Origin of the sequence: Ureibacillus acetophenoni (genome assembly GCF_900220965.1) — a bacterium.
Lineage (GTDB): Bacteria > Bacillota > Bacilli > Bacillales_A > Planococcaceae > Ureibacillus > Ureibacillus acetophenoni.
Genome location: NZ_OBQC01000009.1, coordinates 54,534 through 73,569, shown reverse-complemented (window position 1 = coordinate 73,569; position 19,036 = coordinate 54,534). Strand labels below are relative to the sequence as shown.

Genomic DNA, 19,036 nt, shown 5'->3' with positions numbered 1-19,036 from the left:
TACAAAAAATTAGAAGTGCCTTATATTTTAATCGTATATGAAAATACATCTTCATCTCTTTTTGTAGCATAGACAGTATGCTCATTTGAATCTCTCGTTAAGACAATTCCATGTAGTTGGCCACTTTCGTATATGACTCCGCCATCAATCCCAATTTTCTTACGACAAGGAGAAATCCAAACGTTATTGTTTTTGTCTTCATTTAAATTTACTGTGGGCGTGTGTCCAAAAACAACAATTTCCTTCGCCAAATGAGGAGTTTTATGAAACTCTTCGCGAATCCAATAAAAATTTTCTACTTTTGTCTGCTTGAAATCTTTTACATGAACATCAATGCCCGCATGGACAAATAAAAATTCGTTCCAAGGGTGATATATTTTTAGATTTTTAATAAAATCAATTTCCGCTGAAAACTCACCTTTAACCTTCGATGCCAGCTCTACAACATTCACATTACTAAGTATTATATTTTCCTTCAAATCTGGGTACAAACTATGTATCATTTCAATACCACCGACTTTTTCGTGGAAGTAAAATTCGGAAGTTTTTTCAGGACTGTTAAGCCAATACAGAAAGATTTGTTCGTGATTACCACTAAGAGCGATAGCTCCATGATTTTTAGTTAAATCCATCACTTTTCTTAACACTTTCAAACTATCTGGCCCACGATCGATATAATCACCAAGGAACACAAGCTGTTCATCTTCAGAATTCCATTTGGTTAAAATGTTTTCTAGTAATTCATAGTTCCCATGAATATCTCCTATGACAAAAACTTTCTCCATGTAACACACATCCCAAAATAGTTAATAGATTAAACTGAACATATATAAATTTAATACCCTCTTCTAATATATTCTGTATTAACTATTATAATACAAATAATATGTTAAATGCGGGCAAATTCAGAAAAAAGAAAGACACCAATCTTCCTCATTTATAATAATCCAAATGCATTTGATGTACTAATAAATTCTCTCATCCCTTAAGAAATAATTCTTTTCGAAATCTTCAAAGTGGGTTTACATTGAAATAGTATTTTTCTCTATTCCTAACTAATATATTATTTCAATCTGATAATTTTGAATTTACTATTTATTATTTCTATTATATTTGTCATTATTAAAACATGAAATGCAAATCTTATTAAAAGGTGGACTATTTATGGAAGTTTTGCAAAACGAAATCGTAAGACTGGAACCGATTAACCACTCACACATAGAGGGAATTTTTAAAGCAGCTGCTGATTCAATGATTTGGGAGCATATGTCTGTTGAACTGTTAACTAAGGAAAGTGTCATACAATACGTGCAAGATGGAATTAAAAAACGTGAAGCCAAAACCGATTATGTATTTGTCATTATTGAACAGAGCACGGGGCAAGTAGTCGGTGCAACAACTTATATGGATATTTCTTTACAACATAAACGATTAGAAATTGGCTCAACATGGTTAACTCCTAGCGTTTGGCGTACAAATATAAATACAAATTGTAAGTATCTACTATTGAAATATGGATTCGAACATTTTGGGATGCAACGAATTCAAATTAAAACTGGACATGAAAATATTCGTTCACAAAAAGCCATTGAGCGAATTGGTGCAGTAAAAGAAGGTATTTTACGTAATCATATGGTCCGTAAAGAAGGCATCATTCGCCATACGGTTATGTACAGTATCATTGTCGAAGAGTGGAATGAAGTGAAGGAAAGATTTGAAAAAGTTTTATTAAAGTTATAAATTCTATCAAACACTTGCTTAAAGGTAAAAGGTCAGCCTGATGAAAAACCAGGTTGACCTTTTACTGCGTCTATTCACTTCTTCTAAAGAATAGTTTATCAAGTTGAATGACAATTAATGGTATGATCGCTAACCCATAAACCGTTAATAATTGTAAATGGTTTAACACTGCTGATTCAAACAATCCTGTAATGAGTACTAAGTTTAACAGTGTAAAACCGATTAAGAAGGCGATCCAAACAGTTAAGTTTGAGAAAATACCAATTTTAAAAATAGATTGTTCTGAACGACAGTTAAATCCATGGAATAATCTCGATAAACATAGCGTTGCAAAAGCCATTGTAGTACCTACAACTGGATCACCGGTCGATAATCCGATTTGGAATGCAATAACGGTAACTACCCCAATCACGGTCCCCTCGAATGCTACTTGGGAAACAAATTTTTTATTTAACAACGGTTCATGAATATTCCGCGGTTTTTCTTTCATGATTTTTCTATTGTGTCGCTCTAAACCAATTGCAATCGCTGGTAAACTATCTGTCAATAAATTTATAAACAATAAATGCTCAGGTGCGAATGGGACAGGCAGTGCAAATATTGTTGCAAAAAGAACTACAAAAATTGCTCCTGCATTTCCGGATAATAAGAACATAATTGAATTTTTAATATTCGCGTAAATGCTTCGACCGTTGGAGATTGCTCTTACAATCGTTAAGAAATTATCATCGGTTAAGATCATTGAGGAAGCATCTTTTGCTACTTCTGTTCCTGTTTTCCCCATTGCTACACCAATATCTGATTGTTTTAAAGCTGGTGCATCATTTACCCCGTCACCCGTCATTGCAACAACATGACCTTTTTCCTGCCAAGCCTTAACAATCCGAATTTTATGTTCTGGCGATACACGAGCATACACAGAAATGTTTTCAACTTTATCTCGTAATTCTTTATCTGATAATTTTTCTATTTCTTTACCTTCTATTGCTTCAGATGGATCTTTTAAAATACCAATTTGTTTTGCGATCGCTGTGGCAGTAATTTTATGATCACCTGTAATCATGACAGGTTTAATGCCCGCATCTATACAATCCGCCACTGCTTGAGCAGATTCCTCGCGAGGTGGGTCCATCATTGCAACCAACCCAACAAAGGTAAAATTATTTTCGTCATGTACACTTATTTTTGATGAAGATACTTCTTTATAAGCAATGGCTAAAACTCGGAGTCCTTCATTTGAAAAACTATAAGTTGCTTCTTGGATCTTATCAATATGTTGTTTTCTAATTGCTTGGCTACCATTAGGTGTTTCAATTTTGCTAATGTGAGGTAAAAGTACATCTATCGCACCTTTTGTAATCATGACGTAGTGATTGCCCATTTTATTAACAGTACTCATTAATTTTCGTGTTGAATCAAATGGTATTTCACCTACTCGACTATGAAGTCCGCGCACAATTTGCTCATTCAATTGATATTCATGCCCTAAATTTACAAGGGCTAATTCGGTCGGGTCTCCTATTTGTTTACCATCTGCAATGATTGCATCATTACATAATAAAGCCATATCCACAAATTTTCGATGAAGCCCCTTGTTTAGTTTTAACTGATCATATGACAGAATTTCTTCACCTAAAAGTACTTTCTGAACCGTCATTTTATTTTGAGTGAGCGTTCCTGTTTTATCTGAACAGATAATTGAAACACTACCTAAACTTTCAACTGCATGTAATTTACGCATAATGGCATTTTCTTTCGCCATATTTTGTGTTCCAAAGGCTAGAACAATCGTTACAATGGAACTTAATGCTTCTGGAATCGCTGCTACAGCTAAAGACACCGCAAACATAAACGAATCAATTAGCTCACGACCGCGAATTATGTCCAGTGCAAATATGATAATACAAAGGATAATAATCCCAATTGCAAGTCGTTTTCCAAACTGTTCAAGACTCACTTGAAGAGGTGTTTTTTTCTCTTTCGCACTATCTAGTAAACTAGCAATTTTACCAATTTCAGTATTCATACCAATAGATGTAACGATAGCTTGTCCACGACCATTTGTAACAAAACTACCTGAAAACACCATATTTTTTCGGTCACCAAGTGCTAATTCTTCTTCCTGAATGGAACTTACCATTTTATGAATCGCCAGTGATTCGCCCGTAAGTGAACTTTCGTTAATTTGTAGATTGTAGCTTTCAGTCACTCGACCATCCGCACTAATAAAATCCCCGGCCTCTAATATAAGAATATCTCCAACAACAACCTCTTTTGACGGAATTTCAACGACTCGTCCTTCTCTTAATACTTTTGAGATTGGTGCTGCTAATTCTTTTAAACTATTTAAAGATTTTTCCGCTTTAATATGTTGAACTGTACCTAGAACAGCATTTAAGGTAATGACGACTAAAATAACGATCGAGCTATCTATATCTCCAAGAAACATTGATATAATAGCCGCTACAATCAATATGATGACTAAAAAGTCATTGAACTGCTCTAAAAATATTTGGACTGCATTTTTCTGTTTTCCTTCTTTTAATTCGTTATATCCGTACTTTTTATGCCTCATTCGAACCTCATAATCTGTTAATCCATGGTCAGTTACATCCAATTCTTTCATAACCTCTTGTACAGATTCTCGGTAATATTCTGTTGCATTCAATTACTACCCCTCCTGTTCTATTGAAAGATATTTACTTTAAGCGATGAAGCTATATCACAAGATGATCATTCAATATAATGAAATTTATGGTTGAAATCTGAGAAATATACTAATTAAATGATGATAATTTTTAAAAACTAGATTTAATTTAATATTAAATTCACATTTAAAATATATAAATTCTATTTCATATCGTAGAGGGAATAGTAGATATGAAGTTGGGAGGGATTACTGGTATAGAACTCTCATTTTCCCATCAAAAAACGTTAATCCTATAAGTTGATTAACGTCCTTGATTTGTATGTTAAATCTTAATTAAACCGATTAATATTAAAACGATCCCCGGTAAAAATGTTAGACTTTTCATCCAGTGAACATTTCTAAATATTCTCCCAATATTAATGCCAGCTATTACAAATAAAGTACTAGAAACAGTTATAACAATTGAAAATAAGATGGGTGGCAAGTCAATTAATGCGGCACCAATTCCTGCACCGAAAGAATCTAATGATAAAGCAAGCCCTAAAAAAAGCGCTTCTTTCCCACTAATAACCCCAGATTGATCAAAATCAGCTTCCATCGGCCGTTTTAATATTTTTATTACAACAGATATTGATCTAAATTCAATTTCAATGATTTTGACATCTTTTTTATTTTCATTAGTAGGTTTTTCAATTTGTGATGTGAAAAATTGATAAAGAACCCATATCCCAATTCCTATAAGGATGATCCCACCAATAGTTTCCCCAGCTTCGTAGGAAATAAATAATTCAATAAACGAACCGAATCCCATTGCTAATAACAATAAGATAAAGGTACATGATGAAATAATAATTAATGATTTCATTGGAATTCTAATTTTACGCATTCCATAAGTTAAACCTACAGTAAAACTATCGAGACTTACTGCAAATCCTAAAAGAAACATCGCAATTAAATCACTCATTATTTACTCCTTTCAAACGAGTTCCCTCCATATGTTATGAACGAGGGTTACATAATGACATTTAATTTAAACTGCAAAATACAAAAAAAAGCACCCTGAATGATTTCAGAGTGCTTTGTATCTACTATGTAGGAAAGCCGCTTTGCCGTAATTATTATAGAAAGTTTTAAACCACCACTCCTCCAAGTGGGTGTTCGCAAAAGATTTCCTGTATATCATCACGCGTATTGGGTGATGCCCGCCAATCCATCTTCGATCTAAAACTCCCTTTTACAGCTTAAAGGTTAAAACTTAATATTCGTACGTACAACGCAGCTTTAATGTTATATTACGAGATTCTATTTCTATGTGCAAGTAAGTATTTTTTAAAAAAATTGTCAACAAACTATTGATGGAAATGTTGGATTCAACGTCCAAATTTATCGCGCAAATAAATATATTAATATAATATCGAACAATAAAATTTGATGGTGATTTAATAAAAACATAACTAACTAAGAGTTCCATAATATTGATATAGAAATATCTGGTCATGTTGGTTATCTTCCTTAATTATTGAGAAAATAAAACCCTTTCAATCAATAATGAAGCGAGAATTCATAGAAAATAACAAAGATTAATAGTTTTCATAAGAATGATTCTTTTATATATTCATTGACTATTTATTTTAAATTCCATTACTATTGTTATGCTAATATAACTTAAAATAGTTAGAGGGATTTCAATGAATAGTACAACTTTAGATCAACAAACGAAGAAACACCCTCCTGGATTATATCTGTTATTCATGACGGAAATGTGGGAGCGCTTTAGTTATTATGGAATGAGAGCAATTTTAATCCTTTACTTAACTAAATCATTAATAAGTGGTGGTTTAGGAATGGACGAAGGAACGGCTCTTATGTTATACGGATTCTTTACCGGAGCAGTTTATTTTACCCCGTTAATAGGTGGTTATCTTTCTGATAGATTCTTAGGACAACGATTGGCGATCACTATCGGTGGTATTACGATGGCATTAGGGAATATTGTACTATTTAGTCATCAAAGTTTTACCGCTGTTTACATTGGTTTAGGATTACTTATTATTGGTAATGGATTCTTCAAACCAAATATCTCTACAATCGTCGGTGAATTATACGGACCAAATGATAAACGCCGCGATGCTGCGTTTACGATTTTCTATATGGGTATCAATACTGGTGCATTCTTCGCTCCGTTACTAATTGGTGCCATTACAGATAAATGGTTTGCAGTAGATGTTAACGGCGTTATTGAATATGGTTATAAATATGGTTTCCTTGCCTCTGCAATCGGTATGATCATAGGACAAATCTTGTTTAATGCTCTAGGTAACCGTTTCTTAGGTGATATTGGTAAAAAAACAGTAGGTAAACCTAAAGTTTCAACTACAGGTGTTCAAGAAAAACAAAAGTTAACGAAGAAAGAGAAAAACCGAACAAAAGTTATTTTCATTTTAGCTGCATTTGTTGTGTTCTTCTGGGCAGGGTTTGAACAAGCTGGTGGTGCCCTAAGTATTTATACGGACAAATTTATTGACCGTACAATTTTTGGTTGGGAAATTCCAACATCTTGGTTCCAGTCTGTTAACCCATTATTTATCATCCTTTTAGCTCCACTCGTTTCTATGCTTTGGGTTAAATTATCAAATTCAAAACGTGGGGATCTTCCAGTTCCAGTGAAAATGGGGATCGGGATGATTCTGTTAGGTGTTGGATTTATCGTATTACTATTTGCTATTATGCAAACAGGTAGTGATGAAAATAACATTGCAATGAAAGCAAATATTATGTTTATTGTGTTTACTTATTTCTTCCATACAGTCGGTGAGTTATTCTTATCACCTGTTGGTTTATCATTTGTAAGTAAGTATGCGCCTGTTAAATTCGCTTCTTTACTAATGGCCGTTTGGATGGCAAGCTCGTTCGTAGCTAACATCGTTGCTGGTCAGTTAGGTGCATTCACTTCAAGTTTAGGATACTTTGAAGTATTTGCAGTCATTGGTGCTGCTGTAATCGTACTTGGCTTCATCCTTATTGCACTTTCTAAAAAGCTTATGAAAATGCTTGGGGACGATGAAAAGACAATGGAAAAGAGTTAGTTAATAATTCATAGTTACCAATTAAGGTCAACCAGATTAAACTGGTCGGCCTTATTTATTTTGAGATGGCAGATGGTTCTTTCACATAAAAGAATTATTGGGGGACAGAAATAGAATTTGAAGAATTAAGCAAACTATAAGGGGATTAAAATTTTTAGGAATATGATTTAAGCGAGTTTTGGTTTAGTACGCGGAATATATGAGCAACTTTTATGCCTTATTGAGCATCTTTTGGGTGGGATTGAGCAACTTCAACCTCAAAATGAGCAACTATTTTTAATATTACTTCTTTTTCACATTATATAGGCACCATCCATCGAAATTGTTATACTACAAAGATATTTTTATTTATTAAGGAGAATGTAATGCCTAAACTTAAAAATCAAGAATTATTATTTATTATCTTTATGTTATTTTCCATGTTCTTTGGCGCTGGAAACTTGATCTTCCCTGCATTTTTAGGGAACTCAGCTGGTGAAGAAATGTGGATTTCCCTAATTGGTTTTGTTATCACTGCCGTAGGATTACCAATTTTAGGGGTCATTGCAATTGGGAAAGCCGGAAGTTTTAATACATTGGCTACTCGAGTTCACCCACTGTTTGCAATCATTTTCCCAGTGCTAATCTATCTGTCAATCGGGCCTGGCTTAGCAATTCCAAGAGCAGGAACAGTTGCTTATGAAATGAGTATCAACCCTTTTTTACCTGAACATTTAAAAGGCGGATCAATGATGCTATTCATTTATACTGTCATCTTCTTTTTAATTGTTTTAGCTTTAAGTTTATCGCCATCAAAGCTCGTTGACCGTTTTGGCAAACTGCTAACACCGATTTTATTAATTTTAATCGCTATTATTTTTGTAAAAGCCATTTTCACACCAGTTTCTCCATACGCTCAAGCTACTGAGCTATATACATCAAACGGCTTTTTCCAAGGATTTTTAGATGGATATTTAACAATGGATGCTTTAGCCGCGCTTGTTTATGGAATCGTCGTTGTGAATACCATTCGCGCAAAAGGAATTAAAGATAATGCAGCACTTTCAAAGTACATGTTGCTTGCAGGGCTCGGTGCAGGGGTTTTATTAGCTGTCATTTATAGTATACTCACGTATTTAGGTGCATCGGTATCTTCTATTGAACAACTAGACAACGGTGCTGAAGTACTGACACTTGTAATGAATGAATTATTTGGACCCGCAGGTATTGTAATTCTAGGATTATTGTTTACTGTTGCTTGCTTATGTGTGTCCATTAGTTTAGTTATTTCATGTGGTGAGTATTTCTCAAAACTTATCCCTGTCTTTTCTTATAAAGTGTGGGCTACAATTACGGCAATTGTTAGTTTTGCAGTAGCGAACTTAGGTTTAAATCAAATTTTGGCGATTTCCGTCCCTATATTAGGAATGATTTATCCACTGGCAATTGTTTTGATTTTATTAGGGATATTTAATCGATATGTGAATCTTTCTGTTTATCGAGTTTCGATTATTTTAACAGCGATTTTTAGTATTATTGAAACAATTAATGTCACTTTCCTAGGAAAATCATTATCCGATGCACTGAGTTTTATCCCACTTTACGATCAAGGAGTCGGATGGATATTGCCTGCATTAGCTGGTGTTATAATTGGGGCAGTTATTGGAAGAGGTAAATCTTCGGTAGATGAAGTAATGAAATAAATTAGAAAAGTACCACAGTCAATTTCGTGTTTTGGCCGTGGTATTTTTTTGATACCATCATTTAGATTAACTTTGCGCTAGATTTCTTACTAGGCATTTTCCAATAATTCTTCATTTTTTGATATGTAAGTCGTTTCAACGAGACACTTTCTCAGAGATTCTGCTTTTTATGTCCCGTAAATCGCTTCTACGAGACACTTTCCTCTAGGATTCTTCTTTTTTGTCCCTTAAATCCATTCTACGAGACACTTTCTTCGGGATTCTTCTTTTTTTGTCCCGTGAATCACTTTTACGAGACACTTTATTCAGGACTCTTCTTATTTTGTCCCGAAGTCACTTTCTCATTGTAAACTTACTTCCCCAATCCCTCACCCCGTTTATTTATCCCCATAAATGGAAAAACTGAACAAAACAAATTTTGATTGAGGTTCTTGAATGAATAAAATCGGAAAGTTTAGTATAATTCATGCTATTTTACTCGTCATGACCTTTATAGGGTTGAAAAATCATGTGACGATTCTTCCGCCTATACTGGAGCAAGCGAAAAGAGACGGATGGGCTTCCGTCATTATTGCGGCGGTTTTTATATTTCCTCTGTTATTATTAATGATCTATATTCAAAAAGGCACAAACCAAATGCCACTGAAAGATTGGTTAAGGGAGAAATTAGGGAGAGTAGGGTCTTCCATCATTTTATATACTGTTGTAGTTTATCTTTTTTTATTAGCCGCTTTCACCATGCACGAAACAATACTTTGGATATCCGATACATTTCTAGATGCCACACCGCAACTTATATTACTCACGATATATATAATTGTTTGTTTTTTACTTGTTTCAACAAACATTCAAACAATTGTAATGGTCAATGTACTAGTCTTATTTGTTGTTGTCATTTTAGGTTTTTATGTTGCTTTTGTTAATTTACAAGTGAAAGATTTTAGCTTATTAAGGCCTTTTTTCGAACATGGTTATTCACCAATTTTCAAAGCAGCCGTCTATCCAGCTTCTGGGCTTATTGAAATCACATTGCTTTTATTTATACAGCAACATTTAAAAAAATCATTTAAATGGTTCCATATCGTTATTATGATTGTAATTTTATCATGGTTAACGATGGGTCCGCTTATTGGTGCAATAACAGAATTTGGCCCGGAAGAAGCAGCCAAGCATAGATATCCTGCCTATGAAGAGTGGGGCTTAGTTTCTATAGGTCGCTTTATTGAACATATGGATTTCCTATCAATTTATCAATGGTTAACAGGGACATTTATCCGCGTGGGGTTATTATTATTCATCGCTGCGGACATATTAAATATAGCTGGTAAACGAAAACGTATTTGGACTTATATGGTTCCACCGTTTTTCATTATTAATTTAATACTATTCCTTTTAGATGATACGTTTTTTTTACATTAAACAATTTTGAATTTTTGATATCTACTTTTATTTTCTTTTTCATTCTACTAATTGTATTGTGGATTATTGTACTTATCTCCGGGAAAAAGTCGAATAAAACCGTCCAACGTACACGCTCGGAAAATAAAAACACAGCACGAGAAAGTAGTGATACTGAATGGACAGAGCCGGACAAGCAGTAACCTTAGCTACTATTAAACAACTGTTTGAAAAATCAGAGGATGTATTAATCAGTACATTCATCTTTAATGGATCTGAAGTTCACTTTGTGAAATGTGATGCCATGGTCGACCAACAAATGTTATATTCAGTCGTTCTACCAAAAATTGAGAATCTTTTTAACGGATCAACGAATCAATCAATAGATAAAACCATGATTGAACAACTACCAATCCCTGAATTTAATCCCATTACAAACAAAGATGACGTAATAACATCAGTTTACAGTGGAAAGGTACTCATATGTTTTGATGAACTACAACTTCTTTACGCTAGTAATATTGCACGAAAACCGAATCGAAACCCAGAAGATACAAACCTAGAAGCCCTTGTAAAAGGGCCAAGGGATAATTTTATAGAAGATCTATCCATTAATATCGCCCTTATTCGAAAACGATTCCCCTCTAACTCTTTATGCGTAGAAAAGTTGGAAATCGGTAAACGTACAAAAACCGCTGTCGCCATTCTCTATATCGATGACATTGCTAACAAAGGGATTTTAGAGGAACTGAAAAGAGAGTTAAACAATATCGACACTGACATTGTTATTAGTGCGGATTCATTAATGGAATTTATCAATAAAAAAAATTGGATTCTACCTGCAACCCATTATACGGGACGACCTGATTTTGCCATTCAATCATTAATTAGAGGTCGTTTTTTAATAATGGTGGATGGAACTTCCTATGCAGTGATGACACCTGTCAATGTAACTTATTTATTGAAATCAGCTGAGGACTTTGAAACCCCAGTAGTCTTTGGTGCTTTTGAACGTATTTTACGATTAATAGGTATATTAATCGGGACCACTTTACCAGCATTTTGGTTAGCTTTAACACTATTTCACCAAAATCAATTGCCACTCCAACTACTTGCGACAGTAGTTATCGCTAATCGCGGTTTACCATTTCCTGCAGTTTTAGAAATGCTTTTCTTAGTGATTATGTTCGAGATGTTTAGAGAAGCGAGTCTACGTCTACCTAGCGTTTTAGGTGGCACATTTAGTGTTGTTGGTGGATTAATCATTGGAGATGCAGCTATTCGTTCAGGTATCACTAGTCCCGCGATGATTGTTGTTATCGCCATTTCTGTCGTAGCATCTTATACCATTGTGAATCAATCGCTTGTTACAATGGTTAGTATTTTACGAATCGTTTTTATTCTAATTACAGCGGTTTTCGGGTTATTTGGATTTTTCATGTGTATTTACTTAACGGTTTTATATATAGCGAACATGCGTATTTTTGGTGTTCCATATTTGAACATATCCGTCGATTTAAGTTGGGATAATTTTAAAAAGACATTTTTTAGAGCTTCAAGGGATAAGTATACAAAAAGACCCGGCACGTTAAATCCGCAGGACAAATCACGAAGCAATAATGGGGAATCAAAATGAACCATTGGAAACAGATTATTCCACTTCTTTTATTATCAATATTACTTTCTGGTTGTTGGGACTCAAGAGAAAATGAGCGAATGTTCTATGTACATGGAGTTGGAATTGATTATAAAGATGAGCAGTACGAAGTATTTATGCAAATCATCAGTTTTTCAAACGTGGCAAAGTCCGAACAGGTAAATCAAGATGTAATCCAATCTGAAGTGAATTCAGCAAAGGGTAATACATTTACCGAAGCACTTTTTCAACTTTACCATGCTATTGATGAAGAGGTATATTGGGGGCATTTATCGTTCTTTATTGTGACAGAGGATTTAATGAAAAAAGATCATATTAACTCTATTATCAATACTTTTACACAACATACAGACACGAGATATCAAACTTTGGTCTATTGTACAGATGAACCTTTAGAAGAATTTTTACTTGCCCTCCCCCTTCTCAAACGTTCAATTACTTTAACAAAATTAGCGGATCCTTATAATAGCTTTGAACAAGCATCCTATATAGAGCCGTTAAGCATGCGTCAACTAATTATTCAGCTTAACGAACCAAGTTATGATGTGAAAATTCCATATGTGACAATGAACAAAGATTGGAAAACACAAAAGGGACCAGATGAATCCGTGGAAATTTCTGGCGTAGGGGTTATTGCACCAAATCAATTTAAAGGGTTTATCAAGGAAGAAAAAGCGAAAGGGCTCCAATGGTTATCTCATAAAACAACAAGAGCGCAAATTACTTCCAAAGTAGATTCTTCCAAAGAAGACGATTTTATTACGGTTGTTTTGCAAGGTTTAAAAGTTCAAATTGAACCAGTTATTGAAGGAAAAGAAGTAAAATTTGATATCACTCTAAATACAACCGTATCCTTAAACAGCTATTCAGAATCGATAACGACCGCTGACATACGCGAGACTGTTGAAAAGGCTGTAAAAAAAGAAATTGAAACAACTTTTAAAGAAGGACTCAAAAGAGATGCGGATATATATCGACTTTCTGAAATTTTGTATCGAAGTAACAATAAAGCTTGGAGCGAACTGCATACGGATGGTAAAATTCCACTTACTGAGAAATCCATTCACAACATTAACATTATTATAGATAATTACGATTCTGGAAGAAAATCGTTTAAAACGACGATTGATTAAAATGAAAACCTCCTTATTAGGTAGTGTCATGCTACATTAAGGAGGTTTCTCTATTCAAATAGGGACATCTTTCAAATATAAAAAAGAATCGTCACATAAAATCAAACACCCCAATATTGCCACAGCCCCACTCACAATAAATAGAGTCGCAACAAGTTTTGACAATAAAATCTTTCAGCGTGCTGCTGGTCGAGTTAATAACATTTTAATAGTTCCTGTTCAAACTCATAGGAAACAACAATGTCTGCCGCAATAACCATTGTAAATACACCGACTGTTCACTTCATGGAACATAAAGTGTTATGGTAGGGAACATGGGGGAGGCCAGTGACTATAGATGTTTTCTTTTCTAGTTGCATATAATTTTTGTATAATAGTTTCTTATTGGAGTTGCTCGTAACTCTGGAAAGTTGATCATAATGCGCGACTAATGATGGTGATGATCGTAAGTAGACAAAACTTGCTCGTAATTCGAGAATAGTCGCTCGTAAGGGAGTAAAACTTGCTCATAACAGAAGAAAAGTTGCTCGTATAACTCTCGAAAAGCTACTAATAAAGGGAAAGCATTCCCTCATAAGGAGTAAAAATCGCCCAATATAAACTCTTTACTCAATCTAGGAGAAATAAAATGAACCAAAATAAAGACAACCCAGAAGTGATCCTTCTTTCTGATTCATCACAACAATTTACACACCCCTTTTATGATAAAAGAATCGTCTTTACAGGGGCCTTGTCCACAATGACTCGTTCAGAAGCTGCGAAGAAAGTGCGGGCACTTGGAGGAGTTTTGCAAGGCGCTGTTACAAAGGAGACGGATTTTGTTATTCTTGGTAATAAACGTCGTGGTGTCAGTACGAAACACCTAATGGCGAAGCAATTAATAAGTCTTGGCTTTGACATACAAATACTACCTGAAGATGATTTTATTTGGGTTTTATCTATGCCAAAAGGTTATTAAATTTATAGATTAAAGACCCAGATTCTTAGAGTACATTCATCCTTGGAATTATAAAAAACTTGATAATGAAATGTCTTTTTATAACATTCAATTGGTATAATATACTAATTCAGACTATGAGGCGGGGATTGGATGATTCAAGGATCATGGAGGGCGTTAGGTTGGATTGGTTTAGCAGAATTATTTGCATTAAGCTTGTGGTTTAGTGCATCTGTGATTGCACCCGAACTAATGGAAATTTGGAATATAAACGCCCAATTAGAAGCATGGTTTTCAGCTTCTGTCCCTCTTGGATTTGTCATTGGAGCATTAGTAAGTTCTTATTTCGGACTTGCTGACCGTTTTAATCCACGAAAAGTTTTGGCAGTTTCTGCATTTCTTAGTGCAGTATTTAATGCCTTAATAGTTTTAGTCGATCACGCTTTCATCGGCATACTTCTTAGAACTCTTACCGGCATGACCCTTGCAGGTGTATACCCAATTGGTGTGAAGATTTTATCCCAATGGTTTCCCAAAAAGCGTGGACTGGCGCTTGGAATCTTAATAGGAGCAATAACATTAGGTTCATCATTACCACATTTTGTTGTTCTGTTTTTCTCTTCTTTAAATTGGAAGTTAGTCATCATTTGTAGTTCCTTGTTAGCTTTCTTATCAGCTATTATTGTTACCTTTATTTTAGAAGATGCTCCTGTTCAATTGAAAAAATTACCTTTCTCGTTCAAATTAATAAAAAAGGTAGTGTTGAATAAACCAATCATGCTTGCCAATTTCGGCTACTTTGGTCATATGTGGGAATTATATGCAATGTGGACATGGCTTTCCGCCTTTTTAGCAGCTAGTTTCTTAAGCAATTCGCCAGAAACTCCTCATTGGTTTGTGGCCTTATCTGCATTTGCCTCCATTGGTCTTGCAGGGGGAATTGGTTGTGTGATTGGTGGATTCCTTTCAGATAAAATGGGAAGAGCCAATTCAACAATTCTGTCTATGTTCATTAGTGCAATCTGTTCCATTGGTATTGGTTTTACATTTGGTCATTCGATTTGGCTAACACTGACGATTTCATTGATTTGGGGAATGTCGATCATTTCTGACTCGGCTCAATTTTCTGCAGCCGTATCTGAAATAGCTGAAGAAGAATATGTTGGCACAGCGTTGACCTTCCAAATGTGCGTTGGCTTTCTACTCACTATAATTTCTATCAATCTAGTCCCTATCCTACAGAGATTGGTTGGTTGGGAGTGGGTATTTTCTTTTTTAGCCGTTGGACCGATACTTGGTATTGTATTTATGGTGAAATATAAGGGTTATGAAATGAATAGAGGGTAATTCAGAATATAGAAATCGATTAGAAATAGACGATATATTTTTATTAATGGAGCGTGTTGGAAATGTCATTATTCACAATGCTTGTTGCCGATCAACCATTAAAAATTAGTGGATCATGAGCGACTACGAGACACTTTATTTGGATTTTTAGATATCTTGTCTCGTAAACTCCTTTTACATGACACTTTTTTAGGATTTCCAAAAATTTTGTCATGTAAATTCCTTTTGCGTGACACTTTCTCGGAATTCCCCTAAACCTTGTCTCGCAAATTCGGTTTCCGTGACAAGTTGCCTCAATTCCCCTAAATACTGTCAAATAACTCACATATTTTCATCACATATTTTCAATAGAACTTCCTGATTAACAAAAAAAGAAGCCAATCCGATGATGGATTGGCCCTCATACAAACTACGCAAATACCAAAATTTTACGAGCAATTGATTCTGTTAAACGAGATGCTACTTTTGGAACAGCCCATTTAATAACTGGAGTCAACAGCGCACCTGAAATCCCGCCTGCGTTGACTTCTACCGTGCAAGTCATTGTTGTTTTTCCACTAACTTCTTCTGCAGTAAATTGACCGCTTCCTGTGAAGTTATCTGATAATCCTTTTAACTCAAACTTAATATTTGAAGGTTCGTTCCATTCAATAATGTCTACTTGCGCTTGGATTGTTTTTTTAATCCCTTTTACGCTACCTTCAAAAGTCCAAATTGATTGTTTGTCATTGAGAATTTCGTGTTCTTTATAAGCTGGCACTTCTGTTGCCCATTTTTCAAGGTCACTCACATAATCCCAAACTGCTTGTACTTCTACTGGAATTTCAACTGTATGTGTTCCCGTCGCCATCATAATCCCTACTTTCACTACGTATGAGCTTTAACTCAACAATTTCTTAAAAGATAATTATTGCATAAAATGTGTAAAATTACATTACTAAAATACACATTCGCCTATGTACAGTCCTCTCATATCTCAAATGTGCGTTGATCCTGCTCACGAAAAATATTGATTAAGGTGTTGTGCCGTAGAAATAAATACTTTCTTCGCTTCATCTAAATTGAATCTTTCTTCTGATTTATAACAGAGAACTGTTCCTTTGTTTTCCTTCCAATGATGAAATCCATCTATAATTAACTTTTTATTTTCCTCTTCTTGCAGCTCTTCTTCAATTCCGTATAAGTAGAAATAAACTTTGAAATCCCCTTGAGGTAATACGACTAAAACAAGGTTTGATTGTTGCCCCCACTGATCTGGGCAGTAAAAGCGGATCGCTACTCGTTTCGACCAATTATGAACTTTGTCTTCTACTTTATTGCCCGTTGTTTCAGATAAAATAGAAGAGAACATTTTTCGTAATGAATTAATATAATGATCCTTCACCTCAATGAGCTCAAGAATCTTATTATAGTTTTGCTGTACAAAATTCACCAATTCCTTGTCCACCTTAGACTCTCCTATCAATTCCTCTATATTTAATAAATAATCCTTCATAAAAAACGACCATTTCGCACTGTTACCATTAAACATATACGGTCCTGCTTGTTTCTTAATTTCCGAAATAAAATCATAATACAAAACACTTGTCCAATTAGGTGGTATATTCGATATTTCATTTATTGATAATAAAGCGAATATTGGCTGTTTATGAGGGTACTTCATTTTTATATAATCTTCATAGTCTTCTAGCGGATTAAGTAATGAGTGATAAATTTTGTTTTCGATAATGAGCACCCAATTTTCACTTTCAACAATTAGGTCGATGCGGTTCCCCGAATGAGTGACAACCTCACGCTCAATCTTTTCGATTTGACTCGCTTCAACACTTTCAAACTCTTTTCCTACAACTTTAATAAAGCTAGATAAAAATAAAGTATCAAATTGATGCTCCTCATTTGGATCTAAAAAGAAAGCCAACACATCACTAATCGGATTTTCATAATGTCCTCGTCCGCCAATAGAAAACACCGTTTTTTCCCTTTTAGGTCTGACAAATTTCTTCATATTTTCAAGGATGTCTTTGTATTCTAAAATCGTTTTTTGAACTTCCAAAACTTTGTTACCTCATTTCCTACATGCGGTACCAGAGAGATGCACCACTCCGCATATTAATTAGATAGAAAATCAATAGCAGTCAACAAATGAATCTTTGCAACATCAAGCAGTTCGTCCAACTCAATATATTCGTCCGGCCCACCAAGGTTATATGGCGTGAGTCCACATACAACTGTTGGGACTTGCTTAGAAATTCGATAGTGGCGGGCATCCGATGCGCCAACTCGCATTGTGATTACAGGTGATTTCCCCATAATTTCTTGAACGTTTTGGGCTGTTAAGGAGAAAATTTCATGATTTACATCTGAAAAGTTCGGTTCATATTGACGTAGAACTTTATAAGACAATCCTTCTATTGAATCTACGATTTCCTTCACTTTTTCGTTCACTTGTGCAATCGTTGTTCCTACAGGTATTCGAATATCCGCTCTTGCTGTTGCCTTGGCTGGAATTAGATTTGGAGATGTTCCGCCTTCAATTTCACCAAAGTTCACCGTAACGCTCTGTAAAACTTCCGTTTCTCCCCTACCGGAAATTTCTTCGGATATTTCGCTTGCTGTCAATATCGCACTTCTTACCATCTCATCGTGCTGAACTGGTAATTTTCTTAGGGTTTCATTAATTTTAGTAATGCCTTCAACGAGTCGATCGATCGCGTTGACTCCTTTATGCACATGTGCACCATGACCAGGTTTCCCGACCGCATTCAACTCAAGCCAGAACAAGCCTTTCTCCCCAAAACGCAATACTAATGGCGAGCCCACATCTCCGCAAATCATCGCATCACCAGTAGCTTCTGGAACGGTGTCTAGAAGAAATTTTGTTCCTTTTCCCCCCATCGTTTCTTCATCTCCAGCAAGGGTTAATACAATTTCCCCAGACCATTCACTACGATAGTTTGCTAGAATCATAAAAGTTAATAAATAGGATGCAATGCCACCCTTCATATCAGAGGATCCACGACCATATAACCTTCCATCTTTCAACTCACCAAAAGGATTGACTGTCCATGCCTTTGGATCGCCAACTGGATAGGTATCTAAATGGCCGTTGAAAATTAAACGTTTGCCAGGACCATACCCTTTAATGCGAGCTACTATATTTTGAATAGGTTCTTCCAATGTATGAACCGACACTTCTGCCCCTTCAATTCCCTGTAAAAACTCTACAATTATTTCCACTAACTCTTGTGTATCAGAGGTTGGAGATTCACTTGGGATTTTCACTAGCTTTGAACAAAGCTCTACTAGAAAACCTTCTTTCTCGTTTATTTCTTGAATTAATTTATTCCGTAAATTCTCGTAATACATTTCCATTCCCCCTTTGTGGAAAAAAATACTATTCTAGTAA

General features: G+C 35.0%; 14 protein-coding genes and 1 other RNA gene. 8 read left to right on the top strand and 7 right to left on the bottom strand.

Going from position 1 to position 19,036, the window contains the following annotated elements; translation table 11 throughout:
• Positions 1-20: 20 nt before the first annotated feature.
• Positions 21-785, bottom strand: coding sequence for a metallophosphoesterase (locus CRO45_RS12490; RefSeq protein ID WP_097149982.1), 765 nt, complete (start codon positions 783-785; stop codon positions 21-23).
• A gap of 379 nt (positions 786-1,164) precedes the next feature.
• Here CRO45_RS12490 and CRO45_RS12485 point away from each other — a divergent pair, with 379 nt between their 5' ends.
• Positions 1,165-1,740 (top strand): GNAT family N-acetyltransferase, encoded by a 576-nt coding sequence (locus CRO45_RS12485; protein WP_097149981.1) that lies wholly within the window; start codon positions 1,165-1,167, stop codon positions 1,738-1,740.
• Positions 1,741-1,810: 70 nt separating this feature from the next.
• On the opposite strand, the gene CRO45_RS12480 is transcribed toward CRO45_RS12485, so the two are convergent.
• The 3 genes from CRO45_RS12480 to ssrS all read right to left on the bottom strand — a co-directional run bounded on the left by CRO45_RS12480 (position 1,811) and on the right by ssrS (position 5,675).
• Complete coding sequence (locus CRO45_RS12480; protein ID WP_235864592.1) at positions 1,811-4,366, bottom strand: cation-translocating P-type ATPase; 2,556 nt, start codon at positions 4,364-4,366, stop codon at positions 1,811-1,813.
• 346 nt (positions 4,367-4,712) lie between these two features.
• The gene (gene ytaF / locus CRO45_RS12475; protein WP_097149979.1) at positions 4,713-5,354 is read right to left on the bottom strand and encodes a sporulation membrane protein YtaF; all 642 of its coding nucleotides are present in this window, start codon (positions 5,352-5,354) and stop codon (positions 4,713-4,715) included.
• Between the two features lie 130 nt (positions 5,355-5,484).
• Positions 5,485-5,675: non-coding RNA, 6S RNA (ssrS, locus tag CRO45_RS12470), on the bottom strand.
• Between the two features lie 403 nt (positions 5,676-6,078).
• Between ssrS and CRO45_RS12465 the strand changes: the two genes are divergently transcribed.
• The 7 genes from CRO45_RS12465 to CRO45_RS12435 all read left to right on the top strand — a co-directional run bounded on the left by CRO45_RS12465 (position 6,079) and on the right by CRO45_RS12435 (position 15,630).
• Entirely contained in the window at positions 6,079-7,476 is a 1,398-nt protein-coding gene (locus tag CRO45_RS12465; protein WP_097149978.1) for a peptide MFS transporter, read from the top strand.
• A 365-nt stretch (positions 7,477-7,841) separates the two neighbouring features.
• On the top strand, positions 7,842-9,158 hold the full coding sequence (brnQ, locus tag CRO45_RS12460; protein ID WP_097149977.1) for a branched-chain amino acid transport system II carrier protein: 1,317 nt from the start codon (positions 7,842-7,844) through the stop codon (positions 9,156-9,158).
• A gap of 435 nt (positions 9,159-9,593) precedes the next feature.
• The gene (locus tag CRO45_RS12455; RefSeq protein ID WP_235864590.1) at positions 9,594-10,577 is read left to right on the top strand and encodes an endospore germination permease; all 984 of its coding nucleotides are present in this window, start codon (positions 9,594-9,596) and stop codon (positions 10,575-10,577) included.
• Between the two features lie 157 nt (positions 10,578-10,734).
• On the top strand, positions 10,735-12,192 hold the full coding sequence (locus CRO45_RS12450) for a spore germination protein (RefSeq protein WP_097149976.1): 1,458 nt from the start codon (positions 10,735-10,737) through the stop codon (positions 12,190-12,192).
• Positions 12,189-13,346: a Ger(x)C family spore germination protein gene (locus tag CRO45_RS12445; RefSeq protein ID WP_097149975.1), complete on the top strand. Its 1,158-nt coding sequence runs from the start codon at positions 12,189-12,191 to the stop codon at positions 13,344-13,346. Before CRO45_RS12450 ends, CRO45_RS12445 begins: the two co-directional genes overlap by 4 nt.
• Positions 13,347-13,974: 628 nt before the next feature.
• Positions 13,975-14,304 carry a BRCT domain-containing protein gene (locus CRO45_RS12440; protein ID WP_097149974.1) on the top strand — a complete coding sequence of 110 codons (330 nt, stop codon included), beginning with the start codon at positions 13,975-13,977 and terminating at the stop codon, positions 14,302-14,304.
• A 132-nt stretch (positions 14,305-14,436) separates the two neighbouring features.
• Entirely contained in the window at positions 14,437-15,630 is a 1,194-nt protein-coding gene (locus CRO45_RS12435; protein ID WP_097149973.1) for an MFS transporter, read from the top strand.
• Between the two features lie 409 nt (positions 15,631-16,039).
• Here CRO45_RS12435 and CRO45_RS12430 read toward each other — a convergent pair whose 3' ends face one another.
• The 3 genes from CRO45_RS12430 to CRO45_RS12420 all read right to left on the bottom strand — a co-directional run bounded on the left by CRO45_RS12430 (position 16,040) and on the right by CRO45_RS12420 (position 18,996).
• Positions 16,040-16,480, bottom strand: coding sequence for a CoxG family protein (locus CRO45_RS12430; protein ID WP_097149972.1), 441 nt, complete (start codon positions 16,478-16,480; stop codon positions 16,040-16,042).
• 147 nt (positions 16,481-16,627) lie between these two features.
• Complete coding sequence (locus CRO45_RS12425; RefSeq protein ID WP_097149971.1) at positions 16,628-17,683, bottom strand: PDDEXK-like family protein; 1,056 nt, start codon at positions 17,681-17,683, stop codon at positions 16,628-16,630.
• A 56-nt stretch (positions 17,684-17,739) separates the two neighbouring features.
• Positions 17,740-18,996, bottom strand: a complete 1,257-nt coding sequence (locus tag CRO45_RS12420; protein WP_170949488.1) for a M20/M25/M40 family metallo-hydrolase — start codon at positions 18,994-18,996, stop codon at positions 17,740-17,742.
• Between the last annotated feature and the right edge of the window lie 40 nt (positions 18,997-19,036).

Bases quoted from the DNA above. Each gene is read 5' to 3' on its own strand.
- CRO45_RS12490 (WP_097149982.1), bottom strand. From the start codon at position 785: ATGGAGAAAGTTTTTGTCATAGGAGATATTCATGGGAACTATGAATTA.
- CRO45_RS12485 (WP_097149981.1), top strand. From the start codon at position 1,165: ATGGAAGTTTTGCAAAACGAAATCGTAAGACTGGAACCGATTAACCAC.
- CRO45_RS12480 (WP_235864592.1), bottom strand. From the start codon at position 4,366: ATGAAAGAATTGGATGTAACTGACCATGGATTAACAGATTATGAGGTT.
- ytaF (WP_097149979.1), bottom strand. From the start codon at position 5,354: ATGAGTGATTTAATTGCGATGTTTCTTTTAGGATTTGCAGTAAGTCTC.
- CRO45_RS12465 (WP_097149978.1), top strand. From the start codon at position 6,079: ATGAATAGTACAACTTTAGATCAACAAACGAAGAAACACCCTCCTGGA.
- brnQ (WP_097149977.1), top strand. From the start codon at position 7,842: ATGCCTAAACTTAAAAATCAAGAATTATTATTTATTATCTTTATGTTA.
- CRO45_RS12455 (WP_235864590.1), top strand. From the start codon at position 9,594: ATGAATAAAATCGGAAAGTTTAGTATAATTCATGCTATTTTACTCGTC.
- CRO45_RS12450 (WP_097149976.1), top strand. From the start codon at position 10,735: ATGGACAGAGCCGGACAAGCAGTAACCTTAGCTACTATTAAACAACTG.
- CRO45_RS12445 (WP_097149975.1), top strand. From the start codon at position 12,189: ATGAACCATTGGAAACAGATTATTCCACTTCTTTTATTATCAATATTA.
- CRO45_RS12440 (WP_097149974.1), top strand. From the start codon at position 13,975: ATGAACCAAAATAAAGACAACCCAGAAGTGATCCTTCTTTCTGATTCA.
- CRO45_RS12435 (WP_097149973.1), top strand. From the start codon at position 14,437: ATGATTCAAGGATCATGGAGGGCGTTAGGTTGGATTGGTTTAGCAGAA.
- CRO45_RS12430 (WP_097149972.1), bottom strand. From the start codon at position 16,480: ATGGCGACGGGAACACATACAGTTGAAATTCCAGTAGAAGTACAAGCA.
- CRO45_RS12420 (WP_170949488.1), bottom strand. From the start codon at position 18,996: ATGTATTACGAGAATTTACGGAATAAATTAATTCAAGAAATAAACGAG.